This window comes from Chroococcus sp. FPU101, assembly GCF_017312365.1.
GTDB lineage: Bacteria > Cyanobacteriota > Cyanobacteriia > Cyanobacteriales > Microcystaceae > Chroococcus.
The window spans coordinates 1-22,551 of the sequence record NZ_BLJI01000001.1 but is presented as its reverse complement, the minus strand read 5'-3'; the positions used below and the strand labels follow the sequence as shown (position 1 = coordinate 22,551).

Here is a 22,551-nt window from a genome sequence, read left to right as displayed (position 1 = left end):
TTTCTAAATTTAGAATGATCTAATGCTCATCTAAGATAAATAAAACTTATTATGGAATTCTATAACGATCTTTTCGTCTCTGAAGTCCCCATTCTAGAAAAAATTGTTCGGTCAATTCTGGTTTACTTTTTCTTACTCATTGCTCTACGTCTCGGTGGAAAAAGAGAACTCGGCCAAATGACAGGCTTTGATTTAGTGGTACTTCTTTTAATCTCAAATACAGTTCAAAATGCCATTATCGGTAATGATAATTCGGTTCTCGGTGGCTTTGTCGGTGCGGCAACACTATTACTCGTTAACTATATTGTGGTGCGATTAGCTTATCGTTATTCAACGTTTTTGCGTATTTTAGAGGGCATACCGACGATATTGCTCAAAAACGGTCAAATTATTCCAGAAAATTTAGCCTCAGAAGTCATTACACCAGCAGAATTAAAAGCCAGTTTGCGTCGTCAGGGGTTTAGAAAACTATCAGAGGTCAGAAAAGCGATTTTAGAAACAGACGGTAGTTTATCGGTTGAACCACAATCGTTAAAAATGGATGAAGGCACTTATCAACAACATATTATGGAACAACTTGATCGCATTGAAGAAATGTTAAAACAAAAAGGGTGAACCCTTTTGAGTCCACCCTGTTTAACTAAATGGAGAAAAAATCTTATCCGAGTAAGGCTTTCGCTTTAGCGACGATATTATCGATCGTATAGCCATACTTTTCTAAAATCACGTTGCCTGGAGCAGATGCACCAAAGGTATCAACACTGATGGTAGAACCTTCATCGGTCACATAGCGACACCAACCAAGGCTAATACCTGCTTCAACAGCGAGGCGTTTTCTGACCGCTTTGGGTAGTACAGATTCTCTGTAGTCTGAATCTTGTTCGTCGAATAATTCCCAACTCGGCATCGAAACCACCCGAACTTTTGTACCTTCACCGCGTAAAATCTCGGCCGCTTTCTCACATTGATAGGTTTCGCCACCTGTACCAATCAGAATTAAATCAGGTGTTCCTTCACTGTCGCTAAGAATATAAGCCCCTTTAGCAACAATATCAATCGAAGAACCCGCTAAATTCGGCAGATTTTGACGCGAGAGAGCGAGTAGAGTCGGGCGATTTTTCTTGGCATTTTCGACCGCTACTTTATAAGCTCCCGATGTTTCGTTTCCATCAGCAGGACGAATTACCGTTAACTCTGGAATCGCGCGGAGTGAGACAATATGCTCAACAGGTTGGTGAGTCGGGCCATCTTCGCCGAGTGCTATAGAATCATGGGTCATCACCCAAATGACACCCGCTCCTGATAAAGCCGACAAACGAATTGAGTTCCGCATATAGTCGGTAAAGATTAAGAATGTCGCACCGTAAGGAATCAAACCCGAATTGTGTAGCGCAATACCATTACAAATGGCTCCCATTGCGTGTTCTCTGACCCCAAAGTGGACGTTTCTTTCTTGATATTGTCCTTTTTGGAAGTTACCGATATGTTCTAATTCAGTGTAGTTAGAATGGGTTAAATCAGCCGAACCGCCGATTAATTCAGGAAGAACAGGCGCAAGAGCATTCAAACAGATTTCAGAGTGCTTACGGGTTGCCAGTCCTTTATCTGCGGGAGTATAGGTGGGAAGTGCTTTATCCCATCCTTCAGGAAGTTCGCCACTAAGCATCCGTTCAAAAAGGGCTGCTTCAGATGAATATTGATTTTTATAAGTTTCCCAAGTTTGATTCCATTCGCTTTCGTAATTCGCGCCACGTTCAATGGCTTTACGGAAGTGATTGAGGACATCTTGAGGGATGTCAAAGGGTTCGTGTTCCCAGCCTAACTGTTTACGAGTCAAATCAATTTCTGATGCACCCAAGGCGGCCCCATGAACATCAGCCGTATTGGATTTATTGGGGGAGCCATAACCAATGGTGGTAGTGATTTTAATCATCGATGGCTTATCGGTTACCGCTTTAGCTTGTTCAATGGCGGCTGCGATCGCATCATAATCGGTGTTGCCATTTTCGACGTGTTGCACGTGCCAGCCATAGGCTTCAAACCGTTTGCTAACATCTTCGGTAAAAGCGATATCCGTCGAACCATCAATCGAGATGTGATTATCGTCGTAGAGTGCGATTAATTTTCCTAAACCCCAGTGACCCGCTATAGAACACGCTTCCCCTGAAATGCCTTCCATATTACAGCCGTCACCCAAGATGACGTAGGTGTAATGATCGACTATTGTACAATCTGGTTTATTAAAACGTGCGGCTAGATGTGCTTCAGCCAACGCTAAACCAACGCCATTCGCAATCCCTTGACCGAGTGGCCCTGTGGTGACTTCAATGCCTGGAGTCATAAAATTTTCGGGGTGTCCTGGTGTTTTAGAACCCCATTGACGAAACTGCTTAATCTGCTCGATCGGTACGCTATCATAGCCTGTCAGGTGCATCAGGGAGTACTGTAACATACAACCATGACCAGCCGAGAGGACAAAGCGATCCCGGTTAAACCATTTGGGGTTTTTGGGATTAAACCGCATAAACTGATCCCAAAGGACGAAAGCCATTGGAGCGGCTCCCATTGGTAATCCAGGGTGACCTGATTTTGCTTTTTCAACCGCATCAATCGAGAGGAAGCGGATCGCATTTACACAAAGTTCTTGTAATGACTGGGTGGCAACAACCATAATTTTTCAAAAAATAAACTACAATAAAGCACTCGCTATCAGTTTAAGGCTCTTTGGGTACATCTAAGGAGTAACTGTAACCACGCCTAAGCCATTTTCCTTTCTTAAACGTATTTTTTAAAGGCTAGAGTAACGTTATGACCCCCAAAGCCAAAGGAGTTTGAGAGGGCTGTTTCTACGCGAAGCACCCTACTGACGTTAGGAACATAATCGAGATCACAGGCAGGATCTCGATTAACCAGATTAATCGTTGGCGGAACTTGATCATTAGCGATCGCCAAAATAGTAGCGACTGCTTCAATTCCACCTGATCCGCCCAACAAATGACCCGTCATTGATTTAGTTGAACTAATCGCCACACGATAAGCATGATCGCCTAACGCTTTTTTAATTGCTTTGGTTTCGGTGGAATCATTAGCGGGGGTACTGGTGCCGTGAGCATTAATATAACTCACTTGTTCTGGGGATAAACCCGCATCTTTAAGGGCGAGTTCCATTGAACGAGTTGCACCGCGACCATCGGGAACGGGCGATGTCATATGATAAGCATCACAGGTCATGCCATAACCGATAATTTCACCATAAATTTTTGCACCTCGACTTAAAGCTTGATCGAGTTCTTCTAAAAGAAAAATTCCCGCGCCTTCTCCCATGACAAAACCATCTCGATCTCGATCAAAGGGACGACTCGCATGATCTGGATCATCATTTCGCATCGAGAGAGCCTGAGAAGAAGCAAAACCCGCATAGGAAAGAGGTGTCACGGCGGCTTCAGCACCTCCGCAGATCACGGCTTTAGCATATCCTCTTTGAACAAGACGAAAAGCATCACCAATAGCATGAGCTCCAGCCGCACAAGCTGTAACAGTACAACTGTTTGGCCCTTTAGCTCCCGTATGAATAGCAGTTAAGCCCGCCGCCATATTCGCAATCATCATCGGAATCATGAAAGGACTACAGCGAGTTGGGCCTTTCAGCATCAAAATTTCGTGCTGATCTTCAAGGATTTTTAACCCGCCGACTCCTGTGCCAATAATCACGCCTACTTCTTCTGCATTGAGGTCATTAATGACAAACTGGGCATCGGCTAAGGCTTGTTTACTGGCAGCGACTGCAAATTGAGCAAAACGATCCATTCGCTTTGCTTCTTTACGGTCAAAATAAATCAGAGGATCAAATCCTTTCACTTCTCCTGCAATTCGACATTCATGTCGAGAAGCATCAAACAAAGTAATTGGGGCAATGCCACTACGACCACTGATCAATCCTTCCCAGTATTCAGTCGGGTTATTTCCAATGGGGGTGATTGCGCCTAGCCCCGTCACAACAACACGTTTTAGCTCTGAATTGGCCATGATTTTTTATGTAATACGGGCTAAATTTACCCTAAATGCAGATAGAAGTTAATATGGTGTGAATAAAAGTCTGATTAGGCTTGAAATAACGAGCTACGCTGCTGCTTCGACTTTTTCACTAATATGGGCGACAGCTTTACCGACGGTGTCAATTTTTTCGGCTGCTTCATCGGGAATTTCAATATTAAATTCTTCTTCTAGTGCCATTACCAGTTCTACTGTGTCTAAAGAATCTGCTCCTAAATCATTAGCAAAACTAGCATCCGAGGTGACTTTCTCAGGTTCTACTTCTAAGTTATCTACGACAACTTTTTTGACTCTATCAAATATTTCTTGGCTCATTGCTTCCTTTGTCGATCCGCTAGATTCCTCCTATAGAGATAGGTTAGGAGGCGAAAGTGGGGCGGTTGTTACCACTTTCAATTTTAACTTGAGTATAATTTGACGAAGTCATCGCAGGCTCCGTCGTCAGAGGGCGGAGTAACGATGACCACTATTTTTCATAGTACACCGAAAGAGGGGATCATTTTTGCACTAATTTCAATTCGGTTTCCCCTACCTGTCGTCATCCTAATTTCTTGCCGCTTACTATTTCGCCTTTGATGGGATTGAAGGTAACGTTTTTAGTTTGCGTCCTTTTTTCCTTTTCGAGCAACCCTGTCACTTTTTCTTTCTTGATATTCTTAAAAAAAAGACCGAGAATCAATTGGTTTTGATTCTCAGTTTTTAGACATCAATAAATTAAATTATGAATGAAGTACTTTCTGATGTTTAAAAGATTTATTTAGCATTAGTCAGTTTATCGAGTGCTTTTTGAATTTGATCTTTTGGAGACACAGTACCTTGAGCATCTTCAGGGGTGACCATTTTACCCATATCTGCATTTCCTTGTACTTCGTTAAGACCACCTTTATTTCTTTCTTGAACTTGTTCTAAAGATGGGGGTTCTTGTTGTGCTAATTCATCGGTTTTAGCTTGAATTTTATTCAAATTAGCTTCACCTTTGGTTACAGAACTACTAGAATTATCAGCCAAACCAGCAGCAGCAGGTGAGGCAAATGAAGTAATTAAAGAAAAACAAAGAACAGCAGATAAAATAAAACAAACTGAATTCTTTAAGATGGTATTAATTTTGCTAACGAGCATTTTTAAGAATCTCCTTTTTAAGTTGGTTATGTTTCCAAATCCGTTTGAGTAATCAATTATTTATTGAGATCAGCACCCTGATTCTTCAATCGGTTTGATTTCTTTGATCTGTTCCTATTTGTATCAATTCTTTTGGTGTAACCACATCTCCCCTATGAACTAAACTTTTGGATAGATTATCTTCCCTTAGATAGATAATGCTGATTAAATCTGTTGAGCAAACCCAAATATCAACAAATCTAGCTTTTGATAGAAGTCATATTACTTAACAAAAAAATATTCTAAAGATCATAAAAACCGATTTAGAGCAATTAACAAAACTTATGAAAACACCTAACGATCCTAAAAAATACGAACAAGAATATTATCGTGATGTTGATGGCAATGTTCATTATGTCGAACGAACAACCGAATCTGAGAAACCTAATTCCTATCAAAATGGTTATACTCATGGACGGGCAGCGGAGCGAAGCTATCAAAATAATTTATCACAAAGAGATAGTGAAAATACAGCACGTGGCTTGTTAATTGGTGTAATACTCGCCTCTTTAGCGGCATTAGGTGGTGCTTATGCCTGGTATCGAAGTCAGCCTGAAGCTTCTCAACAAACTGAGTCTCCTGTTGTTACACCTGAACCTGTAAAAACTCAACCTAGTCCCGTCCCTGAACAAAAAACAACTATTATTGAAAGGGTCAAAGAAGTACCCGTTGAAAAAGTTAAAGAGGTTCCTGTTTTAGTTCCAGTTCCTCAATCAAATACACCAGACACATCAGCACCTGCATCAAATTCAACTTCTAATCAATCAACAACAAAACCCGAATCTACTCAATCTCAATCAGAATCAACAAACATTGTACCCACTCCAGAAGAGAATACAAATTCTGAATCAAATTCCGATAATAATAACTCAAATTAGATGATAAGATGGGCTTCGGCTCATCTTATTTAGTACTACCTAAACCTAACTCTCGTCTTAATAATTCAAGTGATTGTTCTCCAATATAATTTTTACTACAAATAATTTCAGGTGTCCGTATTAAATCGTCTCTACATTCTGTGAGTAATCGTTTAATAGTCATGCAACTGGCTTGATCACTAATTATTAATTGTGAGGTACGAATTAGCGTTTTAAGTTTTTCAGTATCCCCAATATGCGCGGTAACAACTAAAATGTCATCTCCTCGCAAACTATGAATTAGAATTTCTGCAACACTAAGAATTCCTCGACTTAGACTAACTATACCTAAACGACTATCTTTCGGCAGTTTTTTGACAACACTTAATTCTTGAGCATAATCATAAATGTCAACAGCAATCACACGACTGGCGTAGGGAGATGCGATCGCTTCGGCTGGCGTGATAAAATAGCGGCTAGTAACGACTGTTGCTGAATTTGTTTGTGCTAAAACTTTGGCTAAATTTTCAATTGGCACAAGTTCTACAGGTATACCTAATGTTTGTTCTAATTCTTTAACCATCAATTGACCTGCGCCTAAATCAATGGTTGGAATAGTTACTAAAATTTTAGCACTACAACGTAGTCGCCAATCTATTTCTGAAATGAGTAACTCTCTAACTTGCGAAAGGGTTAAACCTTGTTCTAATAAATGATCTAAGCTTTGTTGTATAAATTGACTTGCCTTGGGGAATTCTTGTAATAAAGGTGAACTAAAATGAACGTTACTTTTATTAGCTTGGGCCTTGACATAAATCCCCGAACCTGCAACTGATTCAACTAATCCATCATCTTCGAGTTGCTGATAAACTTTACTAATCGTATTTCGGTGCAATCCCGTAATCATGGCTAATTGTCGCGTACTCGGTAAGCGATGACCTGGCGAATATTGACGTGAGGCGATCGCAAAACGAATTTGATCAAAAAGTTGTTTTGATGCGGGAATGTCACTATCAGCTTGAATATGAAACTGGAGCATAGTTAATTCATTAATTACTCTCCTGATTGCCATTTTAGACTACCATTCAAGCAATAAGCACGCCTATGACGAACTAGAGGACGGAATGTACTATATGTCCCTAATTCTTAATTTTTTGTTCCTACTAACTCTCCGTACTCGAAAGATTTAATCTTTCATTTTCATTTAGGACAGAAGTAGGGTGATATTTATTTAAATCCTAATTTAGCAATAATTTTTTGTCCTAGAGAGAGAGAGGTTTGATAAGGTTTAGCGGCTGTTGTAAATTGAGGACGGTTTTCAGGTTCAGATAAATAGCGATAGTATAAAAAGAGATCTCGATAGGAAAAATCAATATTTTCTCCAGCACAAACTCGATTAAATATTTTAGAAGACATCCCGATATAGTGAAAATAAGTTAAACGTTTGCCTTTGTCATACAAAATATGATCTTGCTCCGTAAAATGAGGCGAAGTGACACAACAGCCTGTTTTTTCTTCTTTTGGTAACTCTAAGGCTAAATTATAGATCGAATAGCCTGAACACATCATCATGTAATTGATTAGCGTTTGATCGGGTGCCATCGGATAAAGGATTTCTGCGTCGCCATTTTGTAGCTGTTCAATTAACCAGTTACGTTGTTCTTCAGGAAATAAATTTTTTTTCGAGGCATAAAACCCAGAACAAAAAATCTCACTTTGAAGACGTTCTTGAGGAAAAACTTCTAGTAATTTTGGGGAAGCCACTTCGTAAACATGAGTAAGATCTTTGTGCTGAAAATCGTACACGATGCAGTCATATTGATCTAATAGCTTAAAAATTTGCTCCATCGGTCCCATAGCTAAGGTATCACCATCCATATAGATAAACCGATCAAAAGGCCCATCAAAGGCACAATAACGGCGATGGGTACCAAACCGATGATATTCGTCACTATCTGCTTTTTTCCATCGTTCGCGGGCGGTTGGATGGGTATCCCAAGCAGCTTTAGCAAAATTATCCCATCGTTGAATTGATTCTCGATCAGTATAGAGTTGTACGTTGGGACGTTTAGCAATTTCTGCGGCAATTTGTTGGGTATTATCATCGTAGGGATAGACACAAACAGGGGTATCTTTCCCTAAAATCTCATCAATACTATTTAGTAATGCAATGAGTTGCTCAAAAACCCGATCATTAGCCAGTGTACAAATTCCATCCATGATGTTTAGGAAACTTTTTCGACAAAATTAGATAACCATGCCAGTAAGTTTAGCTTGTGTAGGATAATTTGTCTTGCTTCGGCGATCGCATCTTTGGCTTGATGCCAAGCATCTAAATTAGAAGTCATTTCTTTAAGATAAGCAAAACCTTTTTCATCTAAACTCGGTAATTTTAGATAACTGCCAGGGGGTAATAATTTTTCGGCGGCTCCTCCACCATAATAAATCGGTAAACACCAAGATAATAGCGAGTCCCAAAGCTTTTCGCTCACATATAAATCGTTTTCGGCATAGTTTTCGATGGCAATATTGTAATAATAAGGAGCCATGCCACACCATTTATTATTTAAGTTACCGTATCCAGATGCCCAGTCAGGTAAACCGCGTCCATAGAGATCAAAATCATAATGATTATCTTGTAGCAGTTTTAGGAACGCTAATCGTTGACGATGGCTTTGTGTCCGCGAAATTCCCGAAGTTATCCAACTACAATTTTTAGTTTTTTCAGGGATTGGCATTTCATTTAATTCACGAAACGAAACATTAACATACCAAATTGCTGGCATATACTCAGGAATCGGCGCGTATTGATCTGGGCCTGAAATATATCCACAATAGTGTTTAGCCGCTTCATAATTAGCCAGATTCCTTGCTAGTACTTCTTCAAGGGGGGGTTCTCTGAGTAAATAAATAATGCGTTCTTGGGGTACACTTCGCAATAAAGAGGATACATCGGGTTCTTTTTTGGTGGGTTGTCGAGATTGTTTAATTTGTTGCCAGAGGGATGTCAGTGATTTTTTGGGTTTGGTGGAGGGAAAATCAAATTGATACATCAATAAAAAATCGCTTTGAGGCGAAGATGCAATCACTTGAACATTTTTCCAAATCCCAAACGGCTCAGGTGTCTGTTTCCACAACCAATCTCGCTGTTCACTGATACCTTGATAACTACTAAGCATTCCGACAATTTTTTTAGCCATAGTTCATTACAGTTTAGTGGGTTCGACGATTAAGCGGTAGAATGGTGTGTTGTACAGTTTTCTACTATTGATTGATGAGTATGATTGGAGGGGTAATTGGAGTCTAAGTTTATTTTAAAAGTACTTTGGTTAGATGAAAATGTTGCGATCGCTGTCGATCAGGTGGTGGGCAAAGGTACTAGCCCGCTAACGGCTTATTTTTTCTGGCCTCGTAATGATGCTTGGCAACAGTTAAAAGATGAATTAGAGGCCAAGCACTGGATCAATGAAAGCGATCGTATTGACGTTCTGAACAAAGCGACAGAGGTGATTAACTTCTGGCAGGATCTCCGTAACCAAAGTAAGAGTATCCCGATGGCTGAAGCTCAATCAAAATTCCCTGAAGTCAACTTTAGCGGCAGTAACTAAGTTTGACGATCGCTATAACAGCCAAAGGGCAGAGATTGATCTGCCCTCATTTTTATCACTTTTATCAGACTAATCTAAGCTGAACCGCCTGCTGCTTGATAACGCGCTCTGGCTTTTCGCCAAGCTTGTTGAGCTTTGATCACTTGACGGCGATCGCCACCTTTGTTAGCTTCGTCTAGATTGGTTTGGGCTTGGTTGTATGCTTGTTGGGCTGCTTCTTTGTCAATGTTCTTGCCTATTTCGGCCCCATTGACAAGAACTTTGACCTCGTTATTTTCGACTTCAGCGAAGCCACCCATAATGGCGATTGATTGCCAGTCTTTTCCAGGGCGCACCCGTAGTACACCGATATTAAGGGCGGTTAACAAGGGAGCATGACCTGTTAGGATACCGAGTTGTCCAGTGCTGCTAGGCAGAATAATTTCTTCTGCGACCTCATCCCAGACGATTTTATCGGGTGTAATTACTCGTACTGTTAAAGTCATTGCTTTAAATTGATTTAATGAATTAAAAAACTTTGTAAAGACGCGAGTCGCGTCTCTACAGACTAGGCTTTAGCTTTGAGTTTTTCGGCTTTAGCTTTTACTTCGTCGATATTACCAACCATGTAAAAAGCTTGTTCGGGTAGGCTATCGAGTTCACCAGCCAAAATCATATTAAAACCGCGAATGGTGTCGTCTAGGGTGACGTATTTACCAGGAGAACCTGTAAAGACTTCTGCGACGAAGAAGGGCTGTGACAGAAAACGCTCAATTTTACGAGCGCGGTCTACAGTACGACGGTCTTCTTCAGATAATTCATCTAAACCAAGAATGGCAATGATGTCTTGAAGTTCTTTATAACGTTGTAGGGTAGACTGAACTGCACGAGCCGTATTGTAGTGATCATTACCAACAATATTCGGCTGTAACATGGTGCTAGTCGAATCTAAGGGATCTACCGCAGGATAAATACCTTTAGAAGCTAAACCACGAGACAATACAGTGGTTCCGTCTAAGTGAGCAAAGGTGGTAGCGGGGGCGGGGTCGGTTAAGTCGTCCGCTGGGACATAAACCGCTTGAACCGAGGTAATAGAGCCTTCTTTAGTTGAGGTAATCCGTTCTTGAAGATCTCCTACATCGGTACCGAGTGTCGGCTGATATCCTACCGCAGATGGCATCCGTCCCAGTAGTGCAGATACTTCTGAACCCGCTTGAACGAAACGGAAAATATTATCAATAAATAATAGTACGTCTTGTTTGTTAACATCACGGAAATATTCCGCCATGGTTAAAGCGGATAGACCGACACGCATTCTAGCCCCAGGGGGTTCGTTCATCTGACCGTAAACCAGAGCAATTTTAGATTCTTCTGGGTTGTCAGCGTTAATTACCCCAGATTCGATCATTTCATTATAAAGGTCGTTTCCTTCGCGGGTACGTTCGCCCACACCACCGAATACAGATACACCACCATGATTGATAGCGATGTTGTTGATTAATTCCATCATAATAACGGTCTTACCAACGCCAGCACCGCCAAATAAACCAATTTTTCCACCCTGACGATAGGGGGTTAATAAGTCAATAACTTTAATGCCAGTTTCAAATACTTTAGGTTTGGTTTCTAGATCAACGAGTTTAGGTGCAGGACGGTGAATAGGAGAGGTTTCTGTGGTATTAGCTGGGCCTTTTTCGTCTACAGGCTCACCTAATACGTTAAAAATACGCCCTAATGTAGCTTTACCAACAGGAACACTAATGGGCGCACCTGTGTCTACAATGTCCATGCCACGGACTAAGCCATCTGTACTACTCATGGCAACGGCGCGGACTTGGTTATCACCGAGAAGTTGTTGAACTTCGCAGGTGTTGGTTACTTCTTGTCCGGCTGCATTAGTGCCTCGAACTTTTAGGGCATTATAAATTCGGGGTAAACTTCCGCTAGGGAATTCGGCATCAACCACAGGGCCGATGACTTGAATAATTTTACCGACGTTTGTTTCTGTTGTAGCTACCATGCTTGTGTCTTTTTTGGATATTACGTTTTATTTTCCTGAGCAGGGAAAATCTTAAGTTATTGTAAAAATTGCCACCTAACAGCTTATCATCGATTGGGAACTGGACAAACGAGAAATTCTTAAAAGTACGCTATAGAGAAATCTAACTCCTGAATCAGTACAATAGAGGTGAGCTTCTAGGATTTTTGACTCTTTATGATCGTTGCGCTCGTTGTGTGATTACTCTAGATCAAACTTGATTATCTTTATTTGTATTTAATTATGCCTCCTCGTCAACAACCTCGCCGTATTTCACGTGAATTAGCTCTTTTGGGCTTAAGCCAAATTAAAAGTCATGGGGATAAATTAGAACAAACTGACTTAAATGAATTAGTTTTAGCCGCCGTTCGCACACTCACCGCAGAAATTAGAGAAACCTTGGAATCTGCATCAGGTGAAGTTTCTCGCGCTGATGAACGTTTACTCAGTAGTGATACTCGTGCCACGAACGTAAAAAGTGCGCAAACGATGGTTAGAGAAGCGTTAGAATTGACTCAAAGTGCGATTAATCGTCTGGCGATCGTGATTGATTTTCCTGAACGCTTACAGCTTGCGAGTCAATACGAAGTCAGACAATACGCTCTAGAATTAATTGGCACAGTTCACCGTAGACAAAAAGAAATTGAACAAACAATTGGATCTGCTTTAATCGATTGGCAACTTAGCCGACTTGCTAAAATCGATCAAGATATTCTTAGGATTGCTGTTTCTGAAATGTTGTTTCTTGATATTCCTCACAAAGTCGCCATTAATGAAGCGATCGAATTAGCCAAGCGTTACTCTGATGAAGAGGGTTATCGTTTTGTTAATGGTGTCCTCAGACGTGTTACCGATCAATTAGCTGTTTAAAACAACACGTTTTTAATTTTTGATTAAAAACTTAGTTATTACCAATGATATAAGATTAAGAATGACCTATTGATATGCTTCATTATGCACAAAATTCCTGTTACTGTCATTACTGGATTCTTGGGCGCTGGGAAAACCACCTTAGTTCGTCATCTACTGCAAAATAATCAAGGAAGACGAATCGCTGTCTTAGTCAATGAATTCGGTGAAATGGGAATTGATGGCGAAATTTTAAAAGATTGTCAGATTTGCGATGAGGAAGAAAGTCCGACGGGCAATATTTTTGAACTAACTAACGGCTGTTTGTGTTGTACGGTACAAGAAGAATTTTATCCGACAATGCAGCAATTGTTACACAGACGCGATCATCTTGATTGTATACTAATCGAGACATCTGGGTTAGCCTTACCTAAACCTTTGATTCAAGCGTTTCGCTGGCCAGAGATTCGTAATGGTGCTACCGTTGATGGAGTGGTGACAGTGGTTGATTGTGAAGCATTAGCCAAAGGTCAATTAGTCGGAGATTTAGACGCGCTTTTAGCTCAAAGACAGGCTGATCCTTCTTTAGAACATGAAACGCCAATAGAAGAACTATTTGAAGATCAATTAGCCTGTGCAGATCTGGTACTATTAACCAAATCCGATTTAGTTGATGTAGCCAATTTAATTAAAATTAAAGATTGGTTACAAAATCAGTTACGTTCTGGGGTGAAGGTTGTTATTAGTGAGCAAGGAAAAATTAAGCCCGATGTTTTGTTAGGATTTAATGCAGCCGTTGAAGATGATTTAGCAAGTCGTCCGAGTCACCACGATACAGAAGAAGAACATGACCACGATGATGAAATTAATTCCGTTCAATTGATGAGTGAGCAATCATTTGACCCACAAAAATTAGTTCGAACCTTGCAGAATTTAGTACAGCAAAAAGAAATTTATCGAGTCAAAGGATTTGTTAATGTAGTAGATAAACCGATGCGAATGGTCTTACAAGGAGTGGGCAACCGCTTTGATACTTTTTATGACCGTCCTTGGCAAACTGACGAATTTCGTCAAACTAGGTTAGTCTTTATTGGACGATCGCTTTCTCTAAAAGACATTCAAACAGCGTTGGATAATGATTGAAAACAGATGATATGACAGATGAAACAAACCTGATTTCAAGCTTGAGTGATCTACCTCGCATCCCAAACGCCCCACCAGGCTTTAAATCGGGATTTGTTGGCATTATTGGTCGTCCTAATGTCGGAAAATCCACTTTAATGAATCAATTAGTGGGACAAAAAATTGCAATTACTTCACCCGTTGCCCAAACGACTCGTAACCGTCTCAGAGGGATTTTAACCACAGAAAAGGCGCAAATTATTTTTGTCGATACTCCAGGCATTCATAAACCCCATCACGAACTCGGTAAAGTTATCGTCCAAAATGCCCAAAATGCGATTAATTCCGTCGATTTGGTGTTATTGGTGGTCGATAGTACGGTTCCTGCAGGAGGTGGGGATCGCTTTATTATCGATTTATTAGAAAAAACCAAAAATCCCATCATTTTAGGACTTAATAAATCGGATCAACAGTCTTCCAATTCTGAAGCGATTAATGAATCTTATCTTGCTTTAGCCAAACCTTATGATTGGCCAATTCTGCAATTTTCTGCCCTTAATGGAAGTGGAATCGAAGCCTTACAAGAAAAACTAATCGAACAGTTAGAACTAGGGCCCTATTATTATCCACCCGATCTTGTTACTGATCAACCCGAACGCTTTATCATGGGGGAACTAATTCGAGAACAGATTTTATTACAAACTCGCCAAGAAGTGCCGCACTCCGTCGCAGTCGTCATCGAAAGTGTCGAAGAAACCCCTAACTTAACGCGGGTTTTTGCGGCGATTAATGTTGAACGAGACTCCCAAAAAGGAATTATCATCGGGAAAAATGGGAGTATGCTTAAAGAAATTGGAACAGCCGCCCGCACCGCCATTCAAAAATTAATTGCGGGTGAAGTCTATCTTAAGCTATTTGTGAAAGTTGAACCAAAATGGCGACAGTCACGATCGCGCTTATCCGAGTTTGGCTACCGCTTAGAAGAATAACAATAAAGAACGGATGTAAAAAATCTGTGAGTCAATAGCAGTTCTATTGAAGAATTTGGGTACTCTTAAAATGAAAGTCGATTAAACGTCATTAACACTCGAACTGCGGTTGATTTCTAGCACACTGGGCAGGAAAAAATTATGATGAGCCATGAGAGCGATCATTCCTTTAACGAAGAATTTGCAAAGTTTTTCAATGAGATAGAAGAAGAAAATCAATTTTCTGGTAACGATGTGTTAGATGACTTTGAAAGTCTATTTGGGCAAAATTTTCCATCTGATGAGAGTCGTTTAACCCAGCGTCATCCAACGCATTCTTCAAGATCAGCTTCACCAACAGAGATACAAGATTTATTCGGCGCAGATTTTAGTTGGGAAGAAGCTACAGCAATGTCTCCCCAACAACAGCACCTAGAAACACGATCCTTGAATGACGATGATTGGGATGAATTAGAACAGCTTTTATCTACTCAGCCAACCCCTCAAAAACTCATTGAAGAAGATCAACCCGCGCCATCCCTTTACCTAGCTTTAGAAGATTTAGACTATTTAATTAATCAACCCGCAGCACTCACCGCACCAGAAAACGATCAAGCGGCGGTTTTTAATAGATTAGAAGCCTTAATTTCACAAACGGTTATTCATGCTCAAACAGAACCGACACTTGACTTAGAAGAAGTTGATGATGAATTTAAGGATCTAGAAAAACTGTTAGAAGCAACGAATCAAAACCTAATTGGATCGAGTAACAGTAGCAACGCGGCAGGACAATGGTTACAACCAAGATCGAGAACCCCCAAAGTTAAGATTTTTGAACAAACGATGCGGGTACCGATTAAACAACTTGACAATTTGAGCAATTTGATCGGGGAATTGGTCGTCAAACGTAACCGCCTAGAAGATGATCAAGAACGCCTGAGAAACTTTTTGGATAATTTACTGAATCAAGTTCAAAGTCTCAGTGATATTGGGGGACGGATGCAAGATCTCTATGAACGTACCCTACTCGAAGGAGCATTATTAGCCAGTCGTCATCGTTCCCGTCAATTAACGGTTTCTGGTGGTCAATTTGTTTCACCGACAGAAGCTTCGTCGAATCAAGATTTAGACGCGCTGGAAATGGATCGTTTTACGGGATTTCATTTATTATCCCAAGATATTATTGAACTAATTGTCCGTATTCGGGAAGCTTCATCAGATATTCAGTTTGTTGTTGATGAATCGGAACAAGTAACCCGTAGTTTACGACAAGCGACAACTCAGCTACAAGAGAGCATGACGAAATCGAGAATGGTGCCGTTTGCTCAAATTGCTGACCGTTTGCCCAGGGCAATTCGAGATATTTCTTTAAAACTCAATAAGCAAGCTAAACTTCAAGTCGAAGGGCGCGATGTTTTAATTGACAAAATGATCCTTGAACATCTGAACAGTCCAATGGCTCATTTAGTAAATAATGCGATTACTCACGGTATTGAATCTCCCTCGGTACGTCTACAAGCGGGTAAACCTGCGGCTGGAACGATTACGGTACGCAGTTTTCTACACGGTAATCAGACGATGATTGTCGTAACGGATGATGGGGCGGGAATTGATGCCGAAAAAGTTAAAGAGAAAGCGATCAAAAAAGGATTGATTACGCCAGAAGAAGCGAAAATTTATACACCACAAGATGTATATGAACTGCTGTTTCATCCCGGTTTTAGTACTAAAGATAAAGCGGATGATTTTGCAGGTCGCGGGGTGGGTTTAGATGTGGTTCGCACCAGTTTAACGGAAGTCCGAGGAACGGTTAGTATTGATTCGGTTTTGGGCAAAGGCACGACTTTTACGATTCGTTTACCGTTAACTCTGACGATTTGTAAGGCGTTGTATTGTCTTTCTAATCATGCTCGGATTGCGTTTTCGATGGATGGTGTCGAAGAGATGAAAGATTTTACGGCTCAAGATATTTATTTAAACGATGAGGGTCAAAGATGTATTCTATGGTCGGGTCAGCTTTTACCAATTCAATCTTTAGCTGATTTACTGTCCTATAATCGTCAAATTAGTCGCAGTAGTGTTTATGGAGGTAAACCCGAAGATGATCATATTGCGATCGTGATTTTGCGCGGTGGTACAAACTTACTGGCTGTACAGGTGGATCAAGTTTTAGGTGAACAAGAAATTGTCATTAAACAAATTGAGGGCCCAATTCCCAAACCGCCTGGAATTGCAGGGGCGACCGTATTAGGGGATGGTTCGGTGTTACCCATTGGGGATGTTTTAGAATTAATTGAAATTGCTCAAGGACGACTCAGAACTGATAGCAGTAGTCTATGGCGTAAGGTGAATCCACCAACTGAGATAGAACCAAAACAAGAATCAACCGTGTTAATTGTGGATGATTCGATTACGGTTCGAGAATTGCTGTCATTGAGCTTTAGTAAAGCAGGTTATCGGGTGGAACAGGCTAGAGATGGTCAAGAAGCTTGGGAGAAATTACGCTCAGGTTTGCCATGTGATATCGTATTCTGTGATATCGAAATGCCCCGTATGAACGGTTTAGAGTTATTGTCTAATCTCCTGAAAGATGAACAACTTTCGCATATTCCGATCGCCATGTTAACGTCTCGTGGGGCGGAACGTCATCGCAGTGTTGCTGCTAAATTAGGGGCAAGCGGTTATTTTACCAAGCCATACACCGAGAAGGATTTACTTGATGCTGCACAACGCATGATTAACGGAGAAGTTCTGTTAACCAATAGCATAAAAAAAGAAAAAAGTCAAGTTTCTCGTCACTCATCATCCGATAAAACGGTGGTGATGAATTGGGATAAGAGAAAAGGTAATTTAGTGTTAATCATCGATGATTCGGTGATGGTGCGCGAAATGCTTTCGATGTCTTTTACCAAAGGCGGCTATCAAATTGAACAAGCCAGAGATGGTCAAGAAGCGTGGGAAAAATTACAATCGGGTTTACCCTGTGATTTAATTTTGTGTGACATCGAAATGCCCAGAATGAATGGCTTAGAATTATTGTCGCGTCTTCAGGAAAACGAAAAACTATTCAAGATTCCCATTGCGATGATTACATCTCGTGGCGCACAAAAAATGCAAAATCGAGCCGCAGAACTAGGCGCGAAAGGTTATTTCGTGAAGCCTTATATAGAAGAAGTGTTGTTAGATGCTGCTAAACGCCTAATTGCAGGTGAAATTTTACTGGAAAAGAGTGACAGTTGAAACAATTCTGACCCTGAAAGCTTCTTTGTAATCAGTGTATATTAAAAAATAGTCTTATTTTTTGCAATTAATCATTGATCCTTATGCCTCAAAATAGCAAAAGGAAAAGCTTATACTTTTGGGTTGCCTTCGTCTTAATTGGATTAGAGCTATTATCGCACAAGAGCGCGATCGCTAAAGAAATTCTGCTTAAGGTTGGCATTGTGCAACGTTTGGGAGAAAATAAAGAGGGCTTAACACTTTCGAGTACTTCTGGTGATTTGCTATCTCTAAGCTTTAAGGATGAGCAAGGCAAAGCAAAAACCTTACAAACCAGTCAAGTTAAATTAGAAATTATTTCCCAACCATTATCTAAGGGAAAAGTCGAAGAACGATTAGTTTTAAGCGATCATGCCACTTTTGAAACTGCCGAAAATAGTGCTAAACAGTGGCGTAAGCAAGGTATTCAAGTTGAAATTACTCAACCAGGACGCTGGCAAGTTTGGGCAAAACGAGATGTTTATCAAACTCCCTTGCTAAGACGTTGGTTACTCGAAAGCTTAAAGAAAAAAGGAGCGACAACAGCTTACTTAGATACTAATGTTGTCTCCAGTCAACCTCAAGTGTCATTTTTTATCAATGGGGTTCGCTACTATCCGAAACAATTAGAAATCACTACACGCCAAAATTTAGTAAAAGTCACTCAAGATAATCAACAACCGCGTCTTTATTCAGGTAGTTTAGTCATTCAACCTAACGCCTACTCTACTTACACTCTGGTCAATAATGTACCGTTAGAAACCTATTTACGGGGAGTAGTTCCTCATGAAATTGGGCCAAATGCTCCCTTAAATTCAGCCAAAGCCCAAACCATTATTGCACGAACTTACGCCCTGAGAAATTTACGCCGTTTTCAAGCGGATAACTACGAACTTTGTGCCGATACCCATTGTCAAGTTTACTACGGTTTGACGGGAACAAATTCGATTGCAGATCAAGCCATTGTCACCACAAAAGGACTTGTTTTAACCTATCAAAATGAATTAGTTGATGCCCTTTATTCTTCGACAACAGGGGGGGTCACTGCTTTATTTAGTGATGTTTGGGATGGGGAAGAACGCCCGTATCTACAAGCTTTGGTAGACTCACCGCTCCAAGTTTGGAATCTCACGCAACAATCTTTAGCTAATGAAGAAACGTTTCGACGGTTTATTAATTTAAAAGATGGATTTAATGAGACAGGGCGAACGGTATTTCGTTGGAGCAAAGAAAGCACAATCCAAGAATTAAATCAAGACTTAAAAAAATATTTAGAACGTCGCAAAGATCCTTTAGCCAATTTTAAAACGATTATATGGATGGAAGTTACTAAACGCTCTCCATCTGGGCGCATTTTGACAATGGCTATTCAAACCGATAAGGGAATGTTAGAACTGTATAAAAATGAGGTCAGAAGTGCTTTTTCACCGCCTCGTAGTACATTATTTTATATTGAACCGATTTATGATGCGAACAATAAAATAAAAGGTTATTCTTTTGTGGGAGGGGGATTAGGTCACGGTGTCGGCTTAAGTCAATATGGTTCTTATAATTTAGCTAAATTAGGCTGGACGGCTGAAAAGATTTTAGCGTTCTATTACCCTGGCACAAAAATTCAACCTTTGAATACATCAATTATTTATTGGAAGGAGAAAAAATAAGGATTATCCCAATAAATCGGGATGACGTTGGACAAGACGCTGATCATCTCGACGAATTGAGGAATATTCATTCGGCTCTAATTCAATTTCTATTACTAAAGATTTAAGAATTCCGTAGCTATCCTCAAATTTCCAAAATTTATCTTTAATCCAAATATTTTGTTGAAAGCTATTCGCCAGGGTTGAAACAAGCGACATGATGACAATAATTCCACAAGTGAGTTGTCCACATTTGGCCCCACTTCCTAACATGATTTTACCCTGACTGCCCACCGCAAGAGCCGCTAAAGAAGTGGCAATCATCCCTGAGATTAAAGCCAGAAAAAAGAGCGTATTGCAAGACAATTCTAGTCTACGTCTTGCATGGCTTAGTTTATTAAGACCTAATCTGAGTTGCTGCCGAAGCTGGTTAATAGGATCATGTTCAGACATATTCAAGTTCTTAGAAGACTAAAAAGAATTGAGTCTTATTTTAACCTCAGTTCTGAATAAGAATAAATACTTAAAAACTTTAACGATTAAGATGGGTAAACTCATACTAGAAGCTTAAAGGATCGACACATGAGTATTGATTTACGTGGTACACGCGAGAAAACAGGTATGAGTCAAGCCGAACTCGCAGCTATGCTTGAACTTTCGGAAGAGGAAGTTAATTTATACGAACAAAATCTAGGAACCGTTCCTTTTGAACTTCTATTGCGGTGGACACAAGCTTTGGGAACCGATCTTGCTACTCTTACGACAAGTGCTATTCCGTTATCATCCTCTGTTGATGCAGGTGATCCATACCTACAATTACAACGTGACTTAATGTTGCTTGAGCAGTATATTACTGATTTTTCTGTAGCTGGAGAACTCAATATCCCAGAACCGCCACTAACCCCAGAAGATATAATCAAGCAGATTAATCGTTATCGTCAGAAACCGAATTTAGTATTAGTAGGGCGATTTGATTCAGGAAAATCTCACTTAGCTAATACTTTAATGGGGGAAAAAGTGTTACCTTCTCAATATCAACCTGCTACTAGGGTGATCACATTTGTACGCCACATTAGCGATCGCCCAGTTTGGTTTCTAGAGCAAGTTGGCATCTTAGCAGAAGATTTTTGGCCAAAAGACGAAAAAGATAATCAAGTTTTTGACCTGACATTACTAGATGCTCAACATTGGTTTGATAGACATTGCATAAAAGCGGGTTCTCTAGATGTTTTACGTCAGCATGGTGTACACGATCATCTTAATGAAAGAGAAATAGAAGGTCATTCAGCAATTGTTTACGTCGATTCACCACTTCTTAAAGCTTGTAATCTTGTAGATTTCCCAGGTTATTCAGATCAAGCAGATCAAATATCAGAAGATGTCAAAAAAGCGAACAGTGCTATCCAAATTGCTGACTTAATTTTATATACCTCACCTATCAACGGCTTTATGAATGCTGAAGACTTTAGCCGTCTCAGTTACTTTTTAAAAGTATTACCATCGCCTGAAACCCTCGATCCCGATTTTCCCATCCTTAGAAATTTTTTTATTGTAGGAACTCATGCTCATCCAGGTATTTCAGGTTCACAAGTAAGTGAAGCATTGCAAATTGGTTCAGTTAGACTTTACAATCATCTTAAAGAAACAGTTATAGAAGAGCGTGGCAAGCTAATCAATCAATCGATCAAGCTAGAGCATCTACAAAGACATTTCTTTGCCTTTTGGGAGGAAACACCGCGTCGGTGGGAAAATTTAAAAAAAGAATTAATTGCAGTCCTTGGTCAATCTCTTCCCAAAGCGAGAAGAAAAAGAATTGATTATGAAATTAATTTATTGAAAAGCGAAGTCCTAAAAAAGATTGCTGAGAATCTTCAAGCCTATGAACAGACTGGATCTGAGAGTGGTCAGCGTCAATTAGAGATTGAGGAATTGGAAAAAGAAGAGCCACACCGACATAAGCGGATAGAGCAAGGTTGCTATCAGATTGATCAGCGTATCAAAGAGTTGGAGGATAAGACAAAAAAGTCATTTGAGCAAACGTATAACAACATGGTTAATGTTTCCGCCGTTGAAACGATGATTCGTAACCGTTACAAAGATAACAAAAAAGAAGCTAGAGAGTATGCAGGAGGTTATCTTGTCGAGCAACTTCAAGGTAAACTTGAAGCCTACATCAAGGAAAATGCAGAAGCTTTAAAGGTTGATATTGATCAATTTTTAAATATTTATGAGGAAGTGCTTCTCAAATTTCCCAAGCTAAATATCGGTTCTGTTTCTATCCCTTTCAATGCAAAAGGAGCGTTTCTTGGTGGTATTGCAGGTGCAGGAGGTGTAGGTGCGCTCGCATTTTGGGCAGCTTCATTAGGAAATCTTGGTGCTTATATCCTAGTTGCTAAATTTGTCAGTCTTCTCTCTTTTTTGGGAATCAGTATTAGTGGCGGTGTAGCTACAGTTGTGTCTTTTGTGGCTGCTATTGGTGGCCCACTTACTTTAGGTATTGGTCTATTTGCTGCTGTTGCGGCATTAGGTTGGAAATTATTTGGAGAGTCATGGGAACGTCGATTAGCCAAGGAAATTGTTAACAATTTTGAGAAGCAACAAGCGTTAAATAAGTTTGTAGAGGCTAGTAATGATTATTGAGAAGACACGAAAAAAGCTTTTGACATGGGAGCTAAAGCAACTGAGGAAAAATTCCAAGAGTACATTCAGCATCTTCGAGAAATTAGCTTAAATGATAAATCTTCGGGAGAAAAAGTCGAAAATATTCTGTCTTTACTTGAAAAGATCAAGAATTTTTTTGAGGGAATTTCTTGGGGTAAGACTACTAGCTAGTGTAACCTAACTTGAATTTTGGATAATAATTCGTTGATTCTTAAAGAAGTAAGTAGGTGGTCAGAATTAAGTGTAAAATAGAAAAAGAATTAAAACTCAGTTTTTGAAGTTATGCCAGCCCCTCTAAAAATCCGATTAACTCCAGAAGAAGATGAACAGTTATTAGCCATCAAAACTAATCTAAAAATC

Annotated in this window: 20 protein-coding genes; 10 read left to right on the top strand and 10 right to left on the bottom strand. The window is 40.1% G+C overall.

Translation table 11 applies throughout. The annotated features are described in order from the left end of the window. Positions 1-51: 51 nt before the first annotated feature. Positions 52-615: a DUF421 domain-containing protein gene (locus tag CFPU101_RS00100; RefSeq protein WP_206813319.1), complete on the top strand. Its 564-nt coding sequence runs from the start codon at positions 52-54 to the stop codon at positions 613-615. 43 nt (positions 616-658) lie between these two features. On the opposite strand, the gene tkt is transcribed toward CFPU101_RS00100, so the two are convergent. The 4 genes from tkt to CFPU101_RS00080 all read right to left on the bottom strand — a co-directional run bounded on the left by tkt (position 659) and on the right by CFPU101_RS00080 (position 5,172). Continuing rightward, positions 659-2,671 carry a transketolase gene (gene tkt, locus CFPU101_RS00095; protein WP_206813318.1) on the bottom strand — a complete coding sequence of 671 codons (2,013 nt, stop codon included), beginning with the start codon at positions 2,669-2,671 and terminating at the stop codon, positions 659-661. Positions 2,672-2,775: 104 nt separating this feature from the next. After that, complete coding sequence (gene fabF / locus CFPU101_RS00090) at positions 2,776-4,026, bottom strand: beta-ketoacyl-ACP synthase II (protein WP_206813317.1); 1,251 nt, start codon at positions 4,024-4,026, stop codon at positions 2,776-2,778. Between the two features lie 93 nt (positions 4,027-4,119). Continuing rightward, positions 4,120-4,368, bottom strand: coding sequence for an acyl carrier protein (locus tag CFPU101_RS00085; RefSeq protein ID WP_206813316.1), 249 nt, complete (start codon positions 4,366-4,368; stop codon positions 4,120-4,122). Positions 4,369-4,806: 438 nt separating this feature from the next. After that, positions 4,807-5,172 (bottom strand): hypothetical protein, encoded by a 366-nt coding sequence (locus CFPU101_RS00080; protein ID WP_206813315.1) that lies wholly within the window; start codon positions 5,170-5,172, stop codon positions 4,807-4,809. Positions 5,173-5,495: 323 nt separating this feature from the next. On the opposite strand from CFPU101_RS00080, the gene CFPU101_RS00075 reads away from it, so the two are divergent. Beyond that, positions 5,496-6,089 (top strand): hypothetical protein, encoded by a 594-nt coding sequence (locus CFPU101_RS00075; protein ID WP_206813314.1) that lies wholly within the window; start codon positions 5,496-5,498, stop codon positions 6,087-6,089. Between the two features lie 25 nt (positions 6,090-6,114). Here CFPU101_RS00075 and CFPU101_RS00070 read toward each other — a convergent pair whose 3' ends face one another. From CFPU101_RS00070 to CFPU101_RS00060, 3 genes are all read right to left on the bottom strand, one after another. Continuing rightward, complete coding sequence (locus tag CFPU101_RS00070) at positions 6,115-7,107, bottom strand: GntR family transcriptional regulator (RefSeq protein WP_206813313.1); 993 nt, start codon at positions 7,105-7,107, stop codon at positions 6,115-6,117. A gap of 188 nt (positions 7,108-7,295) precedes the next feature. After that, a complete protein-coding gene (locus CFPU101_RS00065) occupies positions 7,296-8,288 on the bottom strand; it encodes an Npun_R2821/Npun_R2822 family protein (RefSeq protein WP_206813312.1) in 993 nt (330 codons plus the stop codon). A 5-nt stretch (positions 8,289-8,293) separates the two neighbouring features. Next, on the bottom strand, positions 8,294-9,268 hold the full coding sequence (locus CFPU101_RS00060; RefSeq protein ID WP_206813311.1) for a glycosyltransferase family 10 domain-containing protein: 975 nt from the start codon (positions 9,266-9,268) through the stop codon (positions 8,294-8,296). Positions 9,269-9,364: 96 nt separating this feature from the next. On the opposite strand from CFPU101_RS00060, the gene CFPU101_RS00055 reads away from it, so the two are divergent. Then, the gene (locus CFPU101_RS00055; RefSeq protein WP_206813310.1) at positions 9,365-9,676 is read left to right on the top strand and encodes a 30S ribosomal protein PSRP-3; all 312 of its coding nucleotides are present in this window, start codon (positions 9,365-9,367) and stop codon (positions 9,674-9,676) included. Between the two features lie 74 nt (positions 9,677-9,750). Here CFPU101_RS00055 and atpC read toward each other — a convergent pair whose 3' ends face one another. Both atpC and atpD read right to left on the bottom strand, forming a co-directional pair. Further along, the gene (gene atpC / locus CFPU101_RS00050; RefSeq protein ID WP_206813309.1) at positions 9,751-10,161 is read right to left on the bottom strand and encodes an ATP synthase F1 subunit epsilon; all 411 of its coding nucleotides are present in this window, start codon (positions 10,159-10,161) and stop codon (positions 9,751-9,753) included. Positions 10,162-10,223: 62 nt separating this feature from the next. Then, positions 10,224-11,675 carry a F0F1 ATP synthase subunit beta gene (atpD, locus tag CFPU101_RS00045; protein ID WP_206813308.1) on the bottom strand — a complete coding sequence of 484 codons (1,452 nt, stop codon included), beginning with the start codon at positions 11,673-11,675 and terminating at the stop codon, positions 10,224-10,226. Between the two features lie 261 nt (positions 11,676-11,936). On the opposite strand from atpD, the gene nusB reads away from it, so the two are divergent. From nusB to CFPU101_RS00020, 5 genes are all read left to right on the top strand, one after another. Further along, positions 11,937-12,563 (top strand): transcription antitermination factor NusB, encoded by a 627-nt coding sequence (nusB, locus tag CFPU101_RS00040; protein WP_206813307.1) that lies wholly within the window; start codon positions 11,937-11,939, stop codon positions 12,561-12,563. Between the two features lie 84 nt (positions 12,564-12,647). Further along, on the top strand, positions 12,648-13,685 hold the full coding sequence (gene cobW, locus CFPU101_RS00035) for a cobalamin biosynthesis protein CobW (protein ID WP_206813306.1): 1,038 nt from the start codon (positions 12,648-12,650) through the stop codon (positions 13,683-13,685). A gap of 11 nt (positions 13,686-13,696) precedes the next feature. Next, on the top strand, positions 13,697-14,653 hold the full coding sequence (gene era, locus CFPU101_RS00030; RefSeq protein WP_206813305.1) for a GTPase Era: 957 nt from the start codon (positions 13,697-13,699) through the stop codon (positions 14,651-14,653). Positions 14,654-14,794: 141 nt separating this feature from the next. Next, positions 14,795-17,872 (top strand): hybrid sensor histidine kinase/response regulator, encoded by a 3,078-nt coding sequence (locus CFPU101_RS00025; protein WP_206813304.1) that lies wholly within the window; start codon positions 14,795-14,797, stop codon positions 17,870-17,872. Between the two features lie 83 nt (positions 17,873-17,955). Continuing rightward, a complete protein-coding gene (locus CFPU101_RS00020) occupies positions 17,956-19,551 on the top strand; it encodes a SpoIID/LytB domain-containing protein (protein WP_206813303.1) in 1,596 nt (531 codons plus the stop codon). A 3-nt stretch (positions 19,552-19,554) separates the two neighbouring features. Here the strand turns inward: CFPU101_RS00020 and CFPU101_RS00015 are convergent, their stop codons facing one another. After that, positions 19,555-19,983, bottom strand: a complete 429-nt coding sequence (locus CFPU101_RS00015) for a hypothetical protein (protein WP_206813302.1) — start codon at positions 19,981-19,983, stop codon at positions 19,555-19,557. A 129-nt stretch (positions 19,984-20,112) separates the two neighbouring features. Between CFPU101_RS00015 and CFPU101_RS00010 the strand changes: the two genes are divergently transcribed. Together CFPU101_RS00010 and CFPU101_RS00005 are read left to right on the top strand one after the other, a co-directional pair. Then, complete coding sequence (locus CFPU101_RS00010; protein ID WP_206813301.1) at positions 20,113-22,170, top strand: dynamin family protein; 2,058 nt, start codon at positions 20,113-20,115, stop codon at positions 22,168-22,170. A 24-nt stretch (positions 22,171-22,194) separates the two neighbouring features. Next, positions 22,195-22,362 carry a hypothetical protein gene (locus tag CFPU101_RS00005; protein WP_206813300.1) on the top strand — a complete coding sequence of 56 codons (168 nt, stop codon included), beginning with the start codon at positions 22,195-22,197 and terminating at the stop codon, positions 22,360-22,362. The last annotated feature ends 189 nt before the right edge of the window (positions 22,363-22,551 follow it).

Coding starts and splice junctions, on each gene's coding strand:
- CFPU101_RS00060 (WP_206813311.1), bottom strand. CDS start 9,268: ATGGCTAAAAAAATTGTCGGAATGCTTAGTAGTTATCAAGGTATCAGT.
- CFPU101_RS00080 (WP_206813315.1), bottom strand. CDS start 5,172: ATGCTCGTTAGCAAAATTAATACCATCTTAAAGAATTCAGTTTGTTTT.
- CFPU101_RS00005 (WP_206813300.1), top strand. CDS start 22,195: ATGGGAGCTAAAGCAACTGAGGAAAAATTCCAAGAGTACATTCAGCAT.
- CFPU101_RS00065 (WP_206813312.1), bottom strand. CDS start 8,288: ATGGATGGAATTTGTACACTGGCTAATGATCGGGTTTTTGAGCAACTC.
- tkt (WP_206813318.1), bottom strand. CDS start 2,671: ATGGTTGTTGCCACCCAGTCATTACAAGAACTTTGTGTAAATGCGATC.
- era (WP_206813305.1), top strand. CDS start 13,697: ATGACAGATGAAACAAACCTGATTTCAAGCTTGAGTGATCTACCTCGC.
- atpC (WP_206813309.1), bottom strand. CDS start 10,161: ATGACTTTAACAGTACGAGTAATTACACCCGATAAAATCGTCTGGGAT.
- CFPU101_RS00010 (WP_206813301.1), top strand. CDS start 20,113: ATGAGTATTGATTTACGTGGTACACGCGAGAAAACAGGTATGAGTCAA.
- CFPU101_RS00085 (WP_206813316.1), bottom strand. CDS start 4,368: ATGAGCCAAGAAATATTTGATAGAGTCAAAAAAGTTGTCGTAGATAAC.
- CFPU101_RS00020 (WP_206813303.1), top strand. CDS start 17,956: ATGCCTCAAAATAGCAAAAGGAAAAGCTTATACTTTTGGGTTGCCTTC.
- nusB (WP_206813307.1), top strand. CDS start 11,937: ATGCCTCCTCGTCAACAACCTCGCCGTATTTCACGTGAATTAGCTCTT.
- CFPU101_RS00100 (WP_206813319.1), top strand. CDS start 52: ATGGAATTCTATAACGATCTTTTCGTCTCTGAAGTCCCCATTCTAGAA.
- CFPU101_RS00025 (WP_206813304.1), top strand. CDS start 14,795: ATGATGAGCCATGAGAGCGATCATTCCTTTAACGAAGAATTTGCAAAG.
- fabF (WP_206813317.1), bottom strand. CDS start 4,026: ATGGCCAATTCAGAGCTAAAACGTGTTGTTGTGACGGGGCTAGGCGCA.
- atpD (WP_206813308.1), bottom strand. CDS start 11,675: ATGGTAGCTACAACAGAAACAAACGTCGGTAAAATTATTCAAGTCATC.
- CFPU101_RS00070 (WP_206813313.1), bottom strand. CDS start 7,107: ATGCTCCAGTTTCATATTCAAGCTGATAGTGACATTCCCGCATCAAAA.
- CFPU101_RS00015 (WP_206813302.1), bottom strand. CDS start 19,983: ATGTCTGAACATGATCCTATTAACCAGCTTCGGCAGCAACTCAGATTA.
- CFPU101_RS00075 (WP_206813314.1), top strand. CDS start 5,496: ATGAAAACACCTAACGATCCTAAAAAATACGAACAAGAATATTATCGT.
- cobW (WP_206813306.1), top strand. CDS start 12,648: ATGCACAAAATTCCTGTTACTGTCATTACTGGATTCTTGGGCGCTGGG.